At 70.2% G+C, this 16,965-nt stretch carries 19 protein-coding genes; 8 read left to right on the top strand and 11 right to left on the bottom strand.

Features of this window, described 5'->3' with window-relative positions; translation table 11 throughout:
* Together VFZ39_RS11090 and VFZ39_RS11085 are read left to right on the top strand one after the other, a co-directional pair.
* The coding region (locus tag VFZ39_RS11090) for a Na+/H+ antiporter NhaC family protein (protein WP_330865812.1) at positions 1–735 on the top strand (735 nt) is incomplete at its 5' end.
* A gap of 150 nt (positions 736–885) precedes the next feature.
* Positions 886–1,818: a universal stress protein gene (locus tag VFZ39_RS11085; protein ID WP_330865811.1), complete on the top strand. Its 933-nt coding sequence runs from the start codon at positions 886–888 to the stop codon at positions 1,816–1,818.
* Here the strand turns inward: VFZ39_RS11085 and VFZ39_RS11080 are convergent.
* Positions 1,797–2,822, bottom strand: coding sequence for an SDR family NAD(P)-dependent oxidoreductase (locus tag VFZ39_RS11080; RefSeq protein ID WP_330865810.1), 1,026 nt, complete (start codon positions 2,820–2,822; stop codon positions 1,797–1,799). The two genes, VFZ39_RS11085 and VFZ39_RS11080, sit on opposite strands and share 22 nt — an antisense overlap.
* Positions 2,823–2,980: 158 nt before the next feature.
* Between VFZ39_RS11080 and VFZ39_RS11075 the strand changes: the two genes are divergently transcribed.
* Positions 2,981–5,431, top strand: coding sequence for an FAD-dependent oxidoreductase (locus tag VFZ39_RS11075; RefSeq protein ID WP_330865809.1), 2,451 nt, complete (start codon positions 2,981–2,983; stop codon positions 5,429–5,431).
* A 66-nt stretch (positions 5,432–5,497) separates the two neighbouring features.
* Complete coding sequence (locus VFZ39_RS11070) at positions 5,498–6,796, top strand: chloride channel protein (RefSeq protein WP_330865808.1); 1,299 nt, start codon at positions 5,498–5,500, stop codon at positions 6,794–6,796.
* Positions 6,797–6,806: 10 nt separating this feature from the next.
* On the opposite strand, the gene VFZ39_RS11065 is transcribed toward VFZ39_RS11070, so the two are convergent.
* Positions 6,807–8,324, bottom strand: coding sequence for an alpha/beta fold hydrolase (locus tag VFZ39_RS11065; protein WP_330865807.1), 1,518 nt, complete (start codon positions 8,322–8,324; stop codon positions 6,807–6,809).
* A gap of 131 nt (positions 8,325–8,455) precedes the next feature.
* Between VFZ39_RS11065 and VFZ39_RS11060 the strand changes: the two genes are divergently transcribed.
* Positions 8,456–9,019, top strand: coding sequence for an OsmC family protein (locus tag VFZ39_RS11060; protein ID WP_330865806.1), 564 nt, complete (start codon positions 8,456–8,458; stop codon positions 9,017–9,019).
* Positions 9,016–10,200 carry an NAD(P)/FAD-dependent oxidoreductase gene (locus tag VFZ39_RS11055; RefSeq protein WP_330865805.1) on the top strand — a complete coding sequence of 395 codons (1,185 nt, stop codon included), beginning with the start codon at positions 9,016–9,018 and terminating at the stop codon, positions 10,198–10,200. The genes VFZ39_RS11060 and VFZ39_RS11055 overlap by 4 nt, the downstream gene beginning before the upstream one ends.
* Here VFZ39_RS11055 and VFZ39_RS11050 read toward each other — a convergent pair.
* From VFZ39_RS11050 to VFZ39_RS11035, 4 genes are read right to left on the bottom strand one after another with little or no spacing between them, the layout of a single operon-like run.
* Complete coding sequence (locus VFZ39_RS11050; RefSeq protein ID WP_330865804.1) at positions 10,190–11,083, bottom strand: patatin-like phospholipase family protein; 894 nt, start codon at positions 11,081–11,083, stop codon at positions 10,190–10,192. The two genes, VFZ39_RS11055 and VFZ39_RS11050, sit on opposite strands and share 11 nt — an antisense overlap.
* Before the next feature lie 40 nt (positions 11,084–11,123).
* Positions 11,124–11,351 carry a hypothetical protein gene (locus VFZ39_RS11045; RefSeq protein WP_330865803.1) on the bottom strand — a complete coding sequence of 76 codons (228 nt, stop codon included), beginning with the start codon at positions 11,349–11,351 and terminating at the stop codon, positions 11,124–11,126.
* Complete coding sequence (locus VFZ39_RS11040; protein ID WP_330865802.1) at positions 11,348–11,992, bottom strand: sigma-70 family RNA polymerase sigma factor; 645 nt, start codon at positions 11,990–11,992, stop codon at positions 11,348–11,350. Before VFZ39_RS11040 ends, VFZ39_RS11045 begins: the two co-directional genes overlap by 4 nt.
* 5 nt (positions 11,993–11,997) lie before the next feature.
* Positions 11,998–12,234 carry a hypothetical protein gene (locus VFZ39_RS11035; protein WP_330865801.1) on the bottom strand — a complete coding sequence of 79 codons (237 nt, stop codon included), beginning with the start codon at positions 12,232–12,234 and terminating at the stop codon, positions 11,998–12,000.
* Between the two features lie 86 nt (positions 12,235–12,320).
* Here VFZ39_RS11035 and VFZ39_RS11030 point away from each other — a divergent pair, with 86 nt between their 5' ends.
* Positions 12,321–12,728 carry a hypothetical protein gene (locus VFZ39_RS11030; protein ID WP_330865800.1) on the top strand — a complete coding sequence of 136 codons (408 nt, stop codon included), beginning with the start codon at positions 12,321–12,323 and terminating at the stop codon, positions 12,726–12,728.
* Positions 12,728–13,435, top strand: a complete 708-nt coding sequence (locus VFZ39_RS11025) for a hypothetical protein (protein WP_330865799.1) — start codon at positions 12,728–12,730, stop codon at positions 13,433–13,435. Before VFZ39_RS11030 ends, VFZ39_RS11025 begins: the two co-directional genes overlap by 1 nt.
* Before the next feature lie 23 nt (positions 13,436–13,458).
* Here VFZ39_RS11025 and VFZ39_RS11020 read toward each other — a convergent pair whose 3' ends face one another.
* The 5 genes from VFZ39_RS11020 to VFZ39_RS11000 all read right to left on the bottom strand — a co-directional run.
* Positions 13,459–13,905, bottom strand: a complete 447-nt coding sequence (locus tag VFZ39_RS11020; protein ID WP_330865798.1) for a nuclear transport factor 2 family protein — start codon at positions 13,903–13,905, stop codon at positions 13,459–13,461.
* A 205-nt stretch (positions 13,906–14,110) separates the two neighbouring features.
* On the bottom strand, positions 14,111–14,248 hold the full coding sequence (locus tag VFZ39_RS11015) for a hypothetical protein (RefSeq protein ID WP_330865797.1): 138 nt from the start codon (positions 14,246–14,248) through the stop codon (positions 14,111–14,113).
* Between the two features lie 58 nt (positions 14,249–14,306).
* Complete coding sequence (locus VFZ39_RS11010; RefSeq protein WP_330865796.1) at positions 14,307–15,083, bottom strand: SDR family NAD(P)-dependent oxidoreductase; 777 nt, start codon at positions 15,081–15,083, stop codon at positions 14,307–14,309.
* Positions 15,080–16,342 carry a cyclopropane-fatty-acyl-phospholipid synthase family protein gene (locus tag VFZ39_RS11005; protein WP_330865795.1) on the bottom strand — a complete coding sequence of 421 codons (1,263 nt, stop codon included), beginning with the start codon at positions 16,340–16,342 and terminating at the stop codon, positions 15,080–15,082. Before VFZ39_RS11005 ends, VFZ39_RS11010 begins: the two co-directional genes overlap by 4 nt.
* Positions 16,339–16,965, bottom strand: a 627-nt coding sequence (locus VFZ39_RS11000) for a DUF1365 domain-containing protein (RefSeq protein ID WP_330865794.1), incomplete at its 5' end; no start/stop codon positions are given. The genes VFZ39_RS11005 and VFZ39_RS11000, both read right to left, overlap by 4 nt.

Here is a 16,965-nt window from a genome sequence, read left to right as displayed (position 1 = left end):
GTCGAGGGTGACGACGAGCTGCGGGCCCAGGGCCTGCGCGACGTACCCGCGCTGACCGGACGCGAGAAGTCCGTGCTCGCCGTCGTCGGCGTGACCTTTGCCTTCATGATCTTCGCGATCGTGCCCTGGGCGCAGGTCATCAACGGGCCGGACGCAGACAGCTTCAACTGGCAGCTCGACTGGTACTTCCCCGAGCTGGCGGCGCTCTTCATCGTCATGTCCCTGGTCGTCGGCCTGATCGGCGGCCTCGGCGAGAAGGGAATCACCGACACCGTCGTCAAGGGTGCGGGCGACTTCATCGGCGTCGGCCTGATCATCGTCCTGGCACGTGGCGTCACAGTGATCATGAACAACTCCGAGATCATCGGGACGATCCTGCACTCGATGGAGGAGATGGTGAGCAACACCAACTCCGGGATCTTCGCGGTCGTGATGTTCCTGATCAACATCCCGCTCGCCTTCCTGGTCCCGTCCACGTCCGGGCACGCGGCACTGGCGATGCCGATCCTGGCGCCCCTCGCCGACTTCGCCGACGTCCCCCGGTCGATGGTCGTGACGGCCTACCAGTCGGCATCGGGCATCGTGAACCTGATCACCCCGACCTCCGCCGTGGTGATGGGTGGCCTGGCACTCGCCAAGGTGCGCTACGACCGCTACCTCCGGTTCGTGCTGCCCCTGGTCGGCATCCTCCTGGTGGTCTGCGCCGTCATGATCGGCGTCGGAGCCGCCGTCTAGCCCGGGTCCGCTCACGCAGCGGATCCCGGGCCAGCGGCCCGCCGGGACCAAGGGCCCATGCCCGGCGGGTACGCAGGCCCTGTGGGGACGTCGCCGAGCCGCTGAGGATGGAAGTGCAGGAACCCCTCGAGCACACGGAGGTGCAGCATCATGAACGCCGTGACCGCCAGTCCAGTCGTCGTGGGAGTCGACGGTTCGAGCGGAAGTCGCGCCGCAACCCTGTTCGCCGTCGGCGAGGCGCGCCGACTCGAAGCACCGCTCAAGCTGGTGCACGTCGTCCCGACCTACTCCGCGATGCCGCCTGCTCCGATGATGGCGTTGCCGCCGATCGATTTGGTCGGGACCGGAGAACGGATCCTCGAGCGCGCGGAGTCCGAGGTCCGCGCTGTGGCCCCGGATCTCACGATCGAGACAGAGTTGCGCCGCGGGGTGCGTCATCACGAGCTCGCCGGCGCGGCCACGGACGCCTCCCAGCTCGTGGTGGGGCAGGACAAACGGCCGCTGCTCGACCGACTCCTCCTGGGCAACACCGTCACGGGTGTTGCGTCGCGTGCGACCTGCCCGGTGACCTCGGTGCCACACGACTGGGACCCGGCTGCCGACCACGGCCTCGTCGTGGTGGGCGTCAAGGCCCCCGCACACGCCGAGGAGCTGCTGGGTGAGGCCTTCGCCGTCGCCTCGGCGCGCAGTGCCACGTTGCTCGTCCTGCACGCCTGGCGGCTGCCCGGCGGCTACGACGACATCATCGCCGACCGGGTAGCGACCGAGGAGTGGACCGAGCGGACGACCAAGGAGCTCGACGAGGTCCTGGCCCCGTGGCGCCGGGTGTACCCCGACGTGACGGTCGAGACGAAGGTCGTGCACGACTACGCGCCGACGGCGCTGGAGCAGGCGTCGCGTGACGCCGACCTCCTCGTCCTGGTACGCCGGGCCCACGGGGTGCCCGCCGCCACCCACCTCGGTGGGACCGCACGGGGCGTGCTGCGCACCGCTGCCTGCCCGGTCCGTGTCGTCCCGCCTCGCCCGGTGAGGTCTTCGTCCGGCCCGACGTCAGAGCAGGCTCACCCGGCCGGAGCGAGCTGAGGCTCAGCTCGCCCGGCGGCGCGGCGCGAGATGTGTCCCGCGTCGACCAGCCAGCGGATCGTGTCGGTCAACGACTCGGTCAGCGGCCGGCCCTCGATGCCGAGGTCCGAGACCGTCGCCGAGTAGTCCACCGTCGCGCCCTGCGCGATCACCCGTGCACCCTCGATCGCATGCGGCAGTAGTGGCCAGCCGGTGCGGTAGCCGAGGTGCAGCAGGGGCAGCGCTGCGGTGACTGGCACCCGCACGGCGGGCAGTCGGCGACCCGTCACCTCGCGCAGCGGCTCGTGCGGCAGCTCCACCGTGTCCCCCGGCACCAGGTAGCGCCTGCCCGGGCGCTGCAGGGCCGCCGCGACGACCTCCGCCGTGTCCCGGACGTCGACCCACTGGAGTCGTCCCCGCGGCCAGGTCGGAAGCCGTCCACGGAGGATCTCTCGAATGGAGTCGGCGCTCTCGCCGAGGTAGGGGTCGTGCGGCCCCAGGACGCCACCGGGGTTGACGATCGCAACTGGAGCGCCCGTCTCCTGGAGTTCCCGCGCGACCCGCTCGGACTCGATCTTGCTCTCGGTGTAGGGCCCGAGGGCGACCCCCAGGGGGCTGTTCCCGGTAGCCGTGCCGCCAGGCTGCAGGAGGGCCACCGTGGAGGAGACGTGCACGATCCCGGCGCAGCCCTCGTCGATGGCGGCATCCAGGACCGTCGTCGTGCCCACGCAGTTCTCACGCAGCATCCGGTCGGCGTCCCGACGCCGGTAGGAGAACGTGGCCGCGGCGTGCACGGCGTACTCGCACCCTCGGACTGCATCACGGGCCGCCGACGCGTCGGTCATGTCGCCGGTGATGACCTGGAGCCGGGAGTCGTCGACGTCGACGCCCAGCGGGGCGAGGTTGCGACGCAGCCGATCGGGTGACCGCACGAACGCCCGGACGTCGTACCCCTGGTCCAGCAACCTCTGTACGACGTGGATCCCGAGGAATCCGGATGCGCCGGTGAGCAGGACGAGCGCCATGGCTCGATGATGGCACGCCCCGTCGGCACGCTCTATGAGCCGGGCAGAGGGATGCACCCGGTGGCCGGTGGCCGCTACCGTGAGCCCAGCCCTGCCGGACCCGAGTCCCGGGCGGTTCGCGCAGCGGCAGGCCTGGACTGAACCAAGGGGAGGGACACGTGGTCGACAGCCTGCCCTCACGTGCCCGGGTGGTCGTGATCGGTGGCGGGGTCGCCGGCTGCAGCGTCGCCTACCACCTGACCCGACTGGGCTGGCAGGACGTGCTCCTGCTCGAGCAGCACGAGCTCACCTCCGGCACCACCTGGCACGCGGCTGGCCTGGTCACGACCGCACGGCCCACGGCCGGCACGCGGAAGGTCGTCCAGCACAGCCTGGAGGTCTTCCGAGGGCTCGAGGCGGAGACCGGCCTCTCGACGGGATACCAGGAGACGGGAACCCTGCACCTGGCGATGGGCGAAGACCGCTGGCAGGAGCTGCTGCGACAGGCGTCGGTGGCTCGCGGCAGCGGAGTGACCATGGAGCTCCTCGATCCCGAGGAGACGGTGGCACTCTTCCCGCCGCTGGACCCGACGGGGCTGCGAGGAGCCTTGTACTACCCCGAGGAGGGGCGGGCCACCGCCACCGACATCACCAGGTCGCTGGCGAAGGGTGCCCGCCAAGGTGGTGCCACCGTCCGGGAGCGGGTGCAGGTGACTGGCATCGAGCGCACGCGGCGGCGGGTCACCGGCGTACGCACCACGCTCGGGGACGTCGAGGCGGAGTACGTCGTCAACTGCACCGGGATGTGGGGCCGGCAGGTCGGCGCCCTGGCCGGCGTCCAGCACCCGGTCCAGGCACTCGCCCACTACTACGTGGTGACCGAGAAGATCCCTGGTCTGCCCGAGTGGATGCCCACGATCAAGAGCGCCGACGACTGGTCGTACGTGAAGGACGACGCCGGGTCGTTGATGGTCGGCTTCTTCGAGCCCGGGAGCTACCCGTGGGCCAGCCAGGGCATCCCCGAGGGGTCGTCGTTCACCCAGCTGCCCGAGGACTGGGACCACCTCGGGCCTTTCTACGAGCGCATGATCGAGCGGATCCCGTTGCTGGCCGATGCGGGGATCCGGCTCTTCTTCTGCGGTCCGGAGAGCTTCACACCGGACGGGCTGTACCACCTGGGTCCGGTGCCCGGTCTCGACAACTACTTCGTGGCAGCCGGGTTCAACTCGGTGGGCATGTTGAGCGGGCCAGGCGCTGGAGCGGTGCTCGCCGAGTGGATCGTCACCGGCAAGCCTTCCGTCGACCTGCCCGAGGCCGACCCGCGGCGAACCCTGCCGCACGAGACGAACCGACGGTTCCTCGAGCAGCGCGTGACCGAGACGCTCGACCTCGCGTACGGCGTGCACTGGCCGTTCGAGCAAAGACAGACTGCCCGGCCGCTGCGGCGTACCGTCCTGCACCCGTGCACCGACGCCGCCGGGGCGGTGTTCGGTGAGCTCAAGGGCTGGGAGCGCCCGAACTGGTACGCGCTCGACGGCGACGACCGGGAGGAGACCCTGACCTGGGGACGCCCCTCCTGGTTCGCCCGTTCGGCCGAGGAGCACCAGGCGGTGCGGACCGGCGTCGGCATGCTGGACACGTCGTCCTACGGCAAGTTCCTGGTGCAGGGGAAGGACGCCCTCCGGGTCCTGCAGGTCGTGTCGGCCAACGATGTGGACGTCGAGCCCGGTCGGATCGTCTACACCCAGTGGCTCGACGACGCCGGCGGGATCGAGGCGGACCTGACGGTCACGCGGCTCGACGAGGACGAGTTCCTCGTGCTCACCGCGCCCGCCACGCACGAGCGAGACCTTGACTGGCTGCGCCGCGCGACGGCCGACACCGAGCGCGCGACGGTCGCCGACGTCTCCGGCACCCTGGCGATGATCTGCGTGATGGGACCCGAGTCGAGGCGGCTCCTCCAGGACCTGAGTGACGCGGATCTTTCGGGCGAGGGCTTCCCGTTCGGCAGCTCGCGCATGATCGACCTCGGGCTGGGCTTCGTCAGGGCCACGAGGATCACCTACGTCGGCGAGCTGGGCTGGGAGCTGCTGGTGCCCAGCGACATCGCCGTCCACGTGTGGGACACCCTGTTGGGCGCCGGCGCCCCGGTCGGATTGCGGCCGGCCGGCTACTACGCCCTCAACACGCTCCGCATGGAGAAGGCCTACCGCAGCTGGGGCCACGACATCTCCGCCGGCGACACCCCGCTCGAGGCCGGGCTCGGGTTCGCCGTGGCCTGGGACAAGCCGGGCGGCTTCTGTGGACGGGAGGCACTGCTGCGTCAGAAGGAGACCGGCGTCGGCCGGCGTCTGGTGCAGTTCGCGCTCGAGGACCCTGAGCCCCTGCTGCTGCACGACGAGCCGATCTACCGCGACGGAGTGCTCGTGGGCACGATCGCCTCGGCGGCGTACGGGCACACTCTCGGCCGCGCGGTCGGACTGGGCTACGTGACGGGCCCCGAGCCCGGCCTGCCGCGCTCCTGGTTCGAGACCGGCTCCTACGAGATCGAGGTGGCCAGCCAACGTTGGCCTGCTCGCGCCTCGGTCAGCCCGATGTACGACCCCAAGTCCGAGCGTTCCCGAGCCTGATCACCCACGTCGATGAGTCAGCGCGCCGGCGACGGAGCTTCCGAAGGACCGGTCCCTCTCGACCCGGTGGCGGTGCTCCGCTCGAGGTCGTACGTCGGTGCGCTGGTGCTCGCCGCGCTCGCAGGTGTACCGATCTCGGCCGTCGCCTACGGTTTCCTGGCCCTGACCACGGCCGTGCAAGAGGCGGTGTTTACCGATCTTCCGGAGCAGGTCTTCGACAGCACGACGCCGGCGTGGTGGCCCGTGCCGTGGCTCCTGCTGGCAGGAGTCCTGACCGCTGCGACGATCCGGCATCTCCCCGGGAGCGGCGGCCACTCCCCCGCCCTGGGGTTCCAGGTCGGGGGTGGACCGCCGGTGCTCCGAGAGCTGCCTGGCATCGCACTTGCCGCGTTGGCCACGCTCAGTCTGGGGGTGGTGCTCGGGCCGGAGGCACCGCTCATCGCGATCGGCGCCGGGCTGGGGGCGCTCGCCGTGCGGTTCACCAAGAAGGACGCCCCACCCATGGCCGGGACGATCATGGCGTCGGCCGGCAGCTTCGCCGCGATCAGCACCCTGCTGGGCTCTCCGGTGCTCGGCGCGTTCCTGATCATGGAGGCAGCCGGTCTCACCGGGACGACGCTGAGCCTGGTGGCGCTCCCGGGCCTGCTCGCCTCGGGAACGGGGGCGCTTGTCTTCCTCGGGCTGGACGACTGGACGGGACTCGGCACGTTCTCGCTGGCGCTGCCCACGGTTCCTCCGAGCGGGCCGCCGACGCTGGCCACGCTGGGCTGGGCGGTGCCGATGGGGGTGGCCGGGGCGCTGTTGTGCTGGCTGGTCCTCTGGCTCGCACGGTGGCTGCGCCCGCTGGTGCACGCGAACCGGTGGCTGGTCACCTCGGCACTCGGCCTGGCGGTCGGGCTGATCGCGATGGCCTACCAGCTGGCCTCCGACCACAGCTACACCATGGTGCTCTTCTCCGGCCAGGAGGGGCTCCCGGAGCTGGTCGAGCACGCGGCAGGTGCGACGACTGGAGCGATGCTGCTGCTCGTCCTCTGCAAGAGCCTGGCGTACGGGATGTCGCTGAGCGCCTTCCGCGGTGGTCCAGTCTTCCCCGCGCTGTTCATCGGCGCCGCGCTGGGCATCGCGGTCAGCGGGCTGCCGGGGATGGAGCTGGCGCCGGCGATCGGGATGGGCATCGGCGCGATGAGCTGCGCGATGCTCCGGCTGCCCCTGACCGCCACCCTGCTCGCGGTCCTGTTGATGGGTGACGACGGGATGGCTGTGACCCCCCAGGTGATCGTCGCCGTCGTCGTCGCCTTCGTGACCATCCATGTGCTGCCCACGCCGGGGCCTTCCGAGCCACCGGCTGCTCCGCCTCGGGGGTGAGCGCGCGGCGTCAGTGGCCGGAGTCCCGCACGGCGACCAGCTCCAGCCGACGGTCGGACGAGGTGTCGAGCTGTACCCGTGGCTCGAACGAGAGATCCGAGTCCGCGGTGAGGTCGCGCACCGTCGAGGTCAACCACACCTCGCCGGTCGCCGCGCGATCGGCGACCGCCTGCGCGACATCCACCCCGGCTCCAGAGACGTGTGCGCCACGCCGAGCGATCTCAGCCGTGTGCACGCCGACGGAGAGGTGCAGGTTGGCGCGCGCCGCATGGTCGGCGATGGCGCGGCCGCACCGCACCGCCCGTCCGGGACCGTCGAACGTGGCGAGCACCATCGCGCCGTCGGCGATGGCGGGCACCCCCTTGTACTCCTCGAGCACGTCCCGCACGATGCCGCGGACCCACGCCGGGTCGAGGGACTCCGCGAGCTGGACGGCGAGGAGCGTGGTCAGGGAGGACTCCGTCGGGTCCGAGGAGCCCAGGCCCCGGACGAAGTCCTCCACCGGGTCGAGGATCTGGTCAGGATCCACGGCGATGAAGTGGTCGGCACCGTCCAGCTCGATGAACTGCGCGCCGGGGATCCGCTCGGCCAGGTACCGGCCCTCCTCGACGTCGGCGTCGATGTCGTCGCGGCGGTGCAGCACGAGCGTGGGAGCCTGCACGGCGCCCAGAGCGTCACGGACGTCGATCAGCGAGGCCATCTCGATCAGTGCCCGAGCCGCACCAGGACTGGCGGCCGCGCGACACCGCTCTCCCCACCACCGAGCGAGCTCGTCGTCCGCGTTCGGGCACATCGTGCGCATGTCCGCCTCGAACGCCCAGTCCTGCTCGAGCTGTGCGGCGTACCGAGCTCGCTCCTCGGGAAGGAAGCCCCACGGGTAGTCCGGCGCCCGCATCCGCCGCGCGTAGCTCGAGTAGATGACCAGCCCCCGGACCCGCTCGGGGTGGCTGGCCGCGTAGAGGATCGACATCGGCCCACCCTCGGAGTAACCGAAGAGCACGGCCTGCTCGGACCGCGCAGCATCCATGACGGCCGCGACGTCGCCCATCCGGGTCTCGATGTCGGGAAGCCCGTGCGGCCGGTCCGACATGCCGGTCCCCCGCTTGTCGAAGCGGATCAAGCGGGAGAAGGTGCCGAGGCGGTGCAGGAAGTGGGCGTGCCGTCGTTCGGTCCAGTCGAGCATGAGGTGCGAGACGAAGCCGGCGACCAGCACGAGATCCCCGTCTCCCCCACCAGTGACCTGGTAGGCGATGTTGAGATCGTCGCTCCTCGCGTACCGGATCGGCGCCACGGTCTCGCCGGCGACGCCGGTCGTCCCGTCGAGCGACGTGGCGAGCTCGGCAAGGGCGTGGCGATCGGTGACGTCCAGCTTCCGCAACAGCGAGGACACGTGGCTCTCGACGGTCCGGACCGAGATGAACAGGCGACCCGCAATCTGTGCGTTCGTGAGGCGCTCGCCCACCAACGCCAGGACCTCTGCCTCTCGTGCGGAGACAGCGGCCTCGCTCAGCAGTCGGGACTCGGACACGGTGCCGCCCGCGGTCAGTGACCGATCAGTGGTGGATCGGTGGTCGGCACGGATGTCGCGGTGCCGGCAGACGCAGACAGTGGCCACATGCGAGAAGCATCGCATGTCGATCTGAAAAGGAGATCCACCTCATGAGCACCACCACCGAGTCCCCGATGCGCAACGGCGTCGACACCGCCACGCTCTTCGCCACCCTCGACGCTGTGAAGGCCAGCCCCGAGATCGCGAAGTTCCAGTTCCGCGCCACCAACCGGTGGGTCAACGGGACGCACAACCGCTCGACGATCCACGGCTTCTACGGCGCCGGTCAGGAGCTCGCCCACCGGCAGCAGGCCACGTTCGACGCCGACCACCCGGAGGTCCTGGTGGGAGCGGACAACGCACCGACGCCCGTCGAGTTCCTGCTGCACGCACTTGCGGCCTGCCTGACGTCGGGCTTGGCCAACATCGCCGCCGTGCGAGGGGTCGAGCTGACCTCGGTCGAGTCCACGGTCGAGGGTGACATCAACCTGCTCGGAATCCTCGGTCTGTCCGACGAGGTCCGCAACGGCTACGAGCAGATTCGGATCAGCTTCCGCCTGGAGGGCGACGATCCCGACAAGCTGCGTGGGCTGGTCGAGCAGTCGCGGCTGCGTTCTGCTGTCTACGACGTCCTCACCAACGGCGTACCGGTCAGCATCGAGGTCGAGGCGTGATCTCCGCCCGCTACGACGTCGTCGTGGTGGGCGCCCGGCCTGCGGGCGCCATGACCGCGATGGTCCTGGCGCGCGCCGGCCTGCGGGTGCTGATGGTCGATCGTTGCCGGTACGGCGACGACACCATCTCCACCCACGCGCTGTTGCGAGCCGCGGTGCTGCAGCTGAAGCGTTGGGGCCTGCTGGACCGGGTGGTCGCCGCAGGCACACCGCCGGTGCTCGCGAGCGTCTTCCACTACGGCGAGGAGCAGGTCGAGGTGCCGATCAAGCCGCAGGCGGGGGTCGACGCCCTCTACGCCCCGCGCCGCACTGTCCTCGACCCGATCCTGGTCGACGCGGCCCGCGAGGCGGGGGTCGAGACCAGGTTCGGGATCACCGTCACCGGTCTGCACCGCGACGATGACGGGCGAGTGACCGGCGTGATCGGGCGCGACGCCTCAGGCGCGCCCTTCACGGCCGGCGCACGGATCACGGTCGGCGCGGACGGCATGGGCTCGAGGGTCGCGCACCTTGCCGGGGCACCCGTGGAGCGTGCCGGCACCAACGCCGCGAGCTTCATCTACGGCTATTGGAGTGGGCTGCCCGTCGACCGCTACGAGCTGTTCTACCGCCCGGGCGTGGCGGCCGGACTCTTCCCCACCAACGACGGTCAGGCCTGCGTGTTCGCCGCGGTTCCGCGCCGGGACCTCCGATCCGAGTCACGCGGCGGCGGGGTGGCACGCGCCTACACCCGGCTCCTCAGCCGAGCCGCACCCGACGCGTTCCGGAGCGCTACTCCGGCTCCCGGGCGGCTCAAGGTGTTCTCCTCGAGGCCCGGCTTCTTCCGACGCTCGTACGGGCACGGATGGGCGTTGGTCGGTGACGCCGGCTACTTCAAGGACCCGATCACCTCCCACGGGCTCAGCGACGCCCTCCGTGACGGTGAGCTGCTCGCCCGCGCGATCATCGAGGCGGCATCAGGAAACGCCACCGAAGAGGTCGCCCTGGCCTCCTACCAGAGGACCCGGGACTGTCTGTCGGCCCGGTTGCTCGCGACCACCGACGCCATCGCCTCCTTCTCGTGGGACCTCGACCGGATCCCGACGCTGTTGCTCGAGCTGAGCGACTCGATGGGCGAGGAGGTGCGGCTGCTCCGCGACCTCGATCCGGTCTGTCTGCCTCCCGCAGCACTCAGCGGATGAACCCGCTCGGGTGTCGGGTCGGCGGCTTGGGGTGATGCCGGTGCAAGGCGAGGAAGCGTTCGGGTTCGGGGAGGTCGATGTTGCCGTGAGCCATCCAGTCCAGGGAGGCTCGGCGGGCGCGGGAGATGAGCTCGGCCCCACGGCTGAAGTCGACGGCGGAGGTGCTGAGTGGACACAGCGGTGGCAGGACCTTGATGGTCGTCGTCCCTGCCAGGTCTGAGATCTCGCGGGCCAGTCGCTGCTCGATGAGGAGTGTCAGTGCCTGGACGGCCGTTCCGATCGCGGACGAGGGCGGCGTGAGCAGGGCACACGGGGTGCCGGCTGTCAGGACGTAGATCACGGTGGCACCGAGGCCGACGGCTTGGGTGATGCCGGTGTGCTCGGCGACGCCACCGTCGATGAGGTGGCGGCCGTTCACGGTGACCGGTGGGAACACGCCTGGGATGGCGGAGCTCGCCAGGACGCCCCTGATCAGGGGTCCGCTGGAGATGGTGACGTTCTGTCCACTGAGCAGGTCTGCCGCGACCAGGTGCAGCGGGATCCGTGCCTCGTCGAAGGTCACGATTCCCGCGTTGGTCGCGACGAGCTGCCGCAATCGGTCTGGCGAGCTCACGGCTGGGCTGCGTCCGAGAACCCCGCGCAAAGCGGCGCGGGCGTCGAGCGGGAAGACGTCTCGTCTCCGGAGCCCGACCCAGACTCGAGCGAGGCCAGCGAGGGACTGCGTCGAGGTGCCGTGGCCTGCGACCCAGGCGGCGTTCAGGGCGCCGGCAGAGGTGCCGACCAGCATGTCCGGCTCGACGCCGCGAGCCGCGAGGGCCTGGAGCATGCCGACCTGGACGGCGCCCAGGCTGCCGCCCCCGGAAAGAACGAACGCCGTGGTCATCGGCGGTGCCGGCGGTCGTCATGGGTCGTGTCCTGGTGGTTCAGCCGGGGGCTTGGCTGATCAGTTCCCGGAGTGTTGCGGCCTCTTCGGCGCAGGCACCGCAGCCCGCCAGGTGCGCCGTCATGGCGGGGTCGTCGTAGCGCGGGTCCGCCATGCTTCGCTCGACGTACTCGTCGATCTGAGCGAAGCAGTCGTCGCAGGACAAGTAGGGGCTGGTGTCGGCCAGCAGGCTGCTGATCGTCTCGGCGCTCGGTCCAGGCTCGGTCATGGGGTGCTCCGGTGAGGTCGGTTGTCGAGGTGGCCGCTGTCGGCTAGAGCTGCCCGCAGCCGCTGGCGGGCGTCGTGGAGGGTCTTGTAGAGGGCGTTGCGGGTGCTGCCGAGTCGATCGGCGAGGACGTCGATAGGCACCTCCTCCACCAGGAGGGCCAGCACGACGCGACGCTGATGGGGGGTGAGGTCGGTGGCAATCGCGGCCGCCACCGCTCGGGCGAGCTGGGTGGCTTCGCTGATGGCGGCCGGGCTGGGGGTGGTATCGACGACAGTCAGCGCATCAGGCAAGGGAACCTCGCGGTGGCGCCAGGCCTCCCGCCGGACGGCGACCCCGGCATGCAGGATGCCAAACTTGTAGGCCCACGTCGTGAAGCGACTGCGCCCCTGGAAGGTGCCCAGTTGCCGGAGAACCGCGACCAGGGCGTCGTTGGCCGCCTGTTGGGCCAGGTCTTCGAGGTCCCCTGATCCGGCTCCGGGAAGCTGGTCACGCAGCCGCCAGACCTGGTGACGTGCTGCCCGGAGCAGGTGCTCGCGCAGTCGTGCCAGCGCCTGCTGGCCGGCGGGGCCGTCGTCGGTCAGGTCCGTCGGCCACGCGTCGTCCGCCGGCGGGGGGACCAGGCCGGGGGTGGTGGGGTTCACGATGGTCACGGTGCCACCTCACGGGGTAGCGGGGCCACGATCCTGACGGCCAGGGCCGGCGGGCAGCCTCGGTCCACCAGCTGCAGCAGCGCGTGCAGGTCGAACCCCGGATCGACAGCCACAGCCTCAGCGAGGACGGCGGGGAACCCGGCCTCGAGCAGCCGACACCGGCGCCACGTCTGCACGTCGATCGGCGGCCCGTTCGTGCATCCGGGCACGGCGTGCGACTTGTGAAGGGTCATGTCTGTTGGTGTCACGACGGGACGCGGTTCTTACCCCGCGCGACCGGAACGGTAAGAACCTCGCGGCGGACGACACGAACATGGTCATGGCCCTCCCGACCACGTCGACATCGACCGTCACCCCGTCGTGGATCCACGTCGACGAGCCGGACCTGTGTGCGCTGGCCTGTGCCGCCTCCGCAGGCGTCCACGGCGCCCTGGTGCTCCCGCATGCAGGTGAGTCGACCCGGATGGGGATCGCCTTCGCTGTGGCCACTGTGGCACTCGCAGTAGCCGCCGTCGGCCTGGCTCTGTTCCCCGACCGGGTGCTGTCGGCAGCGGTCGCGGCCCTGCTGTTCGTCGTGGCTACCGCCTACCTGCTGTCGCGGACCACTGGCATTCCTGGCCTGACCGAACACGTGGAGCCGTTCGACACCCTCGGTACAGCCGTCTCCCTGCTGGAGGTGGCCGCGGCGGTGGTGGCAGTACGACAACCCAACCGAAGGAGAACCTGATGAGCTCATCGATCCTGGCCAATCGCCGCGGCGGCTTCCTAGCCCTGCTCGCGGGCCTCGCTCTGACCACCGCACTGGCCAGCGGCCTGTTCGACACCACGCACTCCCCCTCCGAGGCCCACGAGGGCAGCAGCCACAGCCACGCCGTTCGAGCTGCCACACCCAAAGCAGCGGCAGCCGGCTTCCACGACGAGATGCGCAAGCTGTGGGAGGACCACGTCACCTGGACTCGGCTGGCAATCGTCACCTTCGTGGACGGTTCGGCCAGCTTCGACGCCACCGCGGCGCGGCTGATGAAGAACCAGGAGGACATCGGCGACGCGATCAAGCCGTTCTACGGCGAGGCCGCAGGCGACCAGCTGACCGCGCTGCTGAAGGACCACATCGGGATCGCCGTCCAGCTGCTGCAGGCGGCCAAGGCAGAGGACACTGCCGCCTTCGACGCGGCCAACACCGCCTGGTACGCCAATGCCGATGACATCGCCGACTTCCTCGCGGCGGCCAACCCCCGCTACTGGCCCCAGGACACGATGCGGGCCGCGATGAAGGGCCACCTCGACCAGACGCTGGCCGAGGCCAGCCACGAGCTGACCGATGAGTACGCCAAGAGCGTGGCCGACTACGACGAGATCCACCACCACATCCTGGGCATGGCCGACATGCTCAGCACCGGGATCATCCGCGCCTTCCCCCGTCGCTTCCGCTGAGCACCGGGTGCACGAGCCATTGCTCAGCGACGCATCAGTGCTTGTAGATCATCGAGCGACATCACGTCGACGAGTGGGTCGGCGTGGCGGTGCACGAGGTGCCACTCGTTCTCGATCCGGCGATAGACGTGGGTGACCCTCAACGACAGGTCCTGGTCCGGGCTCCCCTCGACCCGACCGTGCTGCCGCTCGATCATCGCCACGACCAGGGTGTCGTCCCAGCTGTGGGTCTCGACGTGTTCGAGAACGGCCCCGCCGTCTTGGATGAAGCCGGCCGACGCCCGGACACTGCTGTCCCGATGCTCGTGCCGGCCCGCAGGTCCGCCGTACGGCGGCAGCAGGGTGAACTGTTCGGCGTGATGGACCAGGTCCAGATAGCGCTCCATGTCACCGCGCACATAGGCGCCAGCAGCTTCCTCTGCTCGAGCGATGAAGCCGTCCACGTCCCTGTCGGACAAGGGGGTGTTCATCGAACGAGTGTGGCTCGACCCGAAGTGGCCGTCCAGCCTGCGCGACGCCGACGGGGCAGGTATGGAGCTGTCACCGTTGGCTGGCGCGCTGCGACCGTCGCCACCATGCCGCTGACCGTGCCCGTGCTGGACGGGCAAGTCAACGGGTCCTGGCGGCGGATTCACGCCATGTCGCAAACCCGTCGTCTGGCTGGCGACCTCCAGGTCACGGTGCGGTCTCGTACGACGACGACGCGACCTGGTCGGCGGCACGCGTGCACCCCCAGGGCGCCAGGTTCGTCGCCACCTCGCTGGTGGCACTGGTCCGTTTGTCGATAACGCTTCGACGGCGGACGGCGGTCATGCCAGCGTGGAAGGCTTGACTGCCAGGGTCGGAGGCCCGTCGGCTCGGCCGAGCGCGGTTACCGGTCGCGTGCGGGGTTACGTGATCGAGAGGTCAGCGCACCCCACAGCCGTACCGGCACCAGCCGGGCCAGCTTCATCGTCGCGGCCATGGCGAGGGGAAAGACGATCTCGGTCCGTCGCCGTTCCAGTCCGTCTGCGATGGCTGAGGCTGCTGCATCGGCTTCGATGATGAACGGCATGGGGAAGTCGTTGGCCTCGGTCATCTCGGTGCGCACGAAACCCGGGCTGACGGTCGTCACCCGGATGCCGTGTGTGCTGAGCGCAGCGCGCAGGCCCTCCAACAGGTTGATCTGCGCCGCCTTGGTCGCCCCGTAGGCCTCGGCCCCCGGCAGGCCGCGGTAACCCGCGACCGAAGCGATCCCGACGACGTGGCCCCGACCTGCTTCGACCATGGGAGGCAGCACCGCCGCGAGGACGTTGTTGAGCCCGAGCAGGTTGACCTCGACGTGTCGGGCGAAGACGTCGGCATCCCACTGGGCGGCGTCGAACTGCCGCCAGTAACCCGCACACCACACCATGACGTCGACACCGCCGAGACCGGCACGGACCTCCTCTGCCGCCACCGCCACGGCGGCACGGTCGGTGGCGTCGACACACACAGCCACCATCTCGTTCCCGGCGACTCTCGCGAGATCATCAGCGCGCCGCGCACTGACGGCCACAGATGCCCCGCGGCCTGCGAGCTCACGCGCCAGGGCGGCGCCGATCCCGCTGCTCGCTCCCACCAGCCAGTACCGACGACCTCGGATCGCGTCCCCATCGCTCGCGCTCACGCGACTCCTCCCCGGCTGGGGCGCGTGAGTCGGATGTGAGCGACGTCGAGGTAGCCGGCGTCGAAGCCGGCCTCGCAGTAGGCGAGGTAGAACTCCCACTTGCGTCGGAACTCCTCGTCGAAGCCCGGCCCGTAGATCTCCGGCCAGCTCGCGAGGAACGACCGACGCCACCGGCGCAGGGTCTCCGCGTAGTGGCGGCCGAACGCGTGCACCTGGGTGACGCGCAGCTCGGTGTGCTGCTCGACGGTCTCCGAGATGGCCTGCAGGGAAGGGATCAGCCCACCTGGGAAGATGTGCTTCTGGATCCAGCCGTAGGAGTGGCGGGTCGCCTGGTAGCGGTCGTGTCCCATCAGGATCCCCTGGATCGCGGCGACGCCGCCTGGCCGTAGCACGCGGTCGATCGCGCCGAAGTAGGTCGGCCAGTACTCCTCCCCCACCGCTTCGATCATCTCCACGCTGACGACGGCATCGAAGGTGCCCCGGACCTGGCGGTAGTCCTGCAACCGGATCTCCACGAGGTGGCCCAGGCCTGCGGCGTCGGCCCGTTCCTGCGCGAGGGCCGCCTGCTCGACCGACAGCGTCACCGTCGTCACCGTCGCCCCTCGGCGCGCTGCCTCGACCGCGAGCGAGCCCCAGCCGGTCCCGATCTCGAGGAGTCGAGTGCCGGACTGGACGCCCGCGAGGTCGAGGACCGCCCGCACTTTGCGCATCTGGGCCTCCACCAGGTCTTGATCGGCGTAGGGCCGGGCCTCGTCGAAGAGAGCCGAGCTGTAGGTCATCGTCTCGTCGAGAAATGCGGCGAAGAGGTCGTTGCTGAGGTCGTAGTGCGATTCGATGTTGCGTCGCGCGCCCAGCAGCGAGTTCCGGTGCGCCGAAGGGATCGGCCGATCGACCAGGCGGCGTAGCCGGGTCAGAGCCGGGGGAAGCACGTCGGTCAACCGCTCGGCGAACGGCAGCAGGAGCTGCGCCAGGTCGGTGCCTGCACCGGCCCGCCAGTCACCGGCGACGTACCCCTCCCCGATGCCGATCTTGGGATGGGCCGCGATCCGCCGGTACAGCGCGTCGGGTCGGACCACCTCGAGAACCGGGCGCACGTCGACGTCGGGGGAACCGCCGTCGAGCAGACTGCCGTCGGGCAGTCGAACGTCGACCGGCACGCGTCCGGCCACGGCCGTCAGGATGCGCCGTGCAACCTCGGCGCGGATCGACGGTCGGGGCCGGGCGGGCAGGCGTACGGCGGGAATGCTGATGGTCGTCATCGGACGGCCTCCTGGTGGTGGACGGGTCGGGGAAGGACCGGCAGGCGCGCCAGCCAGAGGCGCACGCCGTGCCAGCGGATGAGCAGGCTCACGCGGTGAGTGATGAACAGGTGCCGCCCGAAGACACGGCGCAGTGACTGGGGCGTCCCCGGAATCGGAGTGCCCGTCGCGACCGCCGTGAGCACGCGCTCGCCGGCCCGGTCGAGGCCGACGCGGACCGTCACCCTGTCTGTCGAGAGGTGGAGTCGGACGTCGTAGCGGCCGCTGGTGTCGTTGAAGGGCGAGACGTAGAAGTCCTTCTCCACGTCCGCCCGCCCGGTGTCGTCGACGTCGAGGAGGTAGGCATGGCGCTCGCCGTAGGTGTTGTGCACCTCGAACACCGTCGCCTTGAGGGCGCCGTTGGGAGCGAGGCACCAGAAGACGGTCAGCGGATCGAACGTGTGACCCAGCACACGCGCGTGCGCGAGCATGAGCACCCGGTCGGACGGGACGAGCTCGACTCCGCGGTGGGCCAGGAAACGTGACACGTCCCCGCGGATGCCCCCGCCCTGACGACCGCCGTCGAGGTGGTCGCGCGCATCGAACCGCGCCAGCAGCCGGGTCGGCCAGGGCAGCTCCGGCAA

This window comes from Nocardioides sp. (assembly GCF_036374615.1).
Lineage (GTDB): Bacteria > Actinomycetota > Actinomycetes > Propionibacteriales > Nocardioidaceae > Nocardioides.
This window is presented reverse-complemented; position numbering and strand designations above follow the sequence as displayed.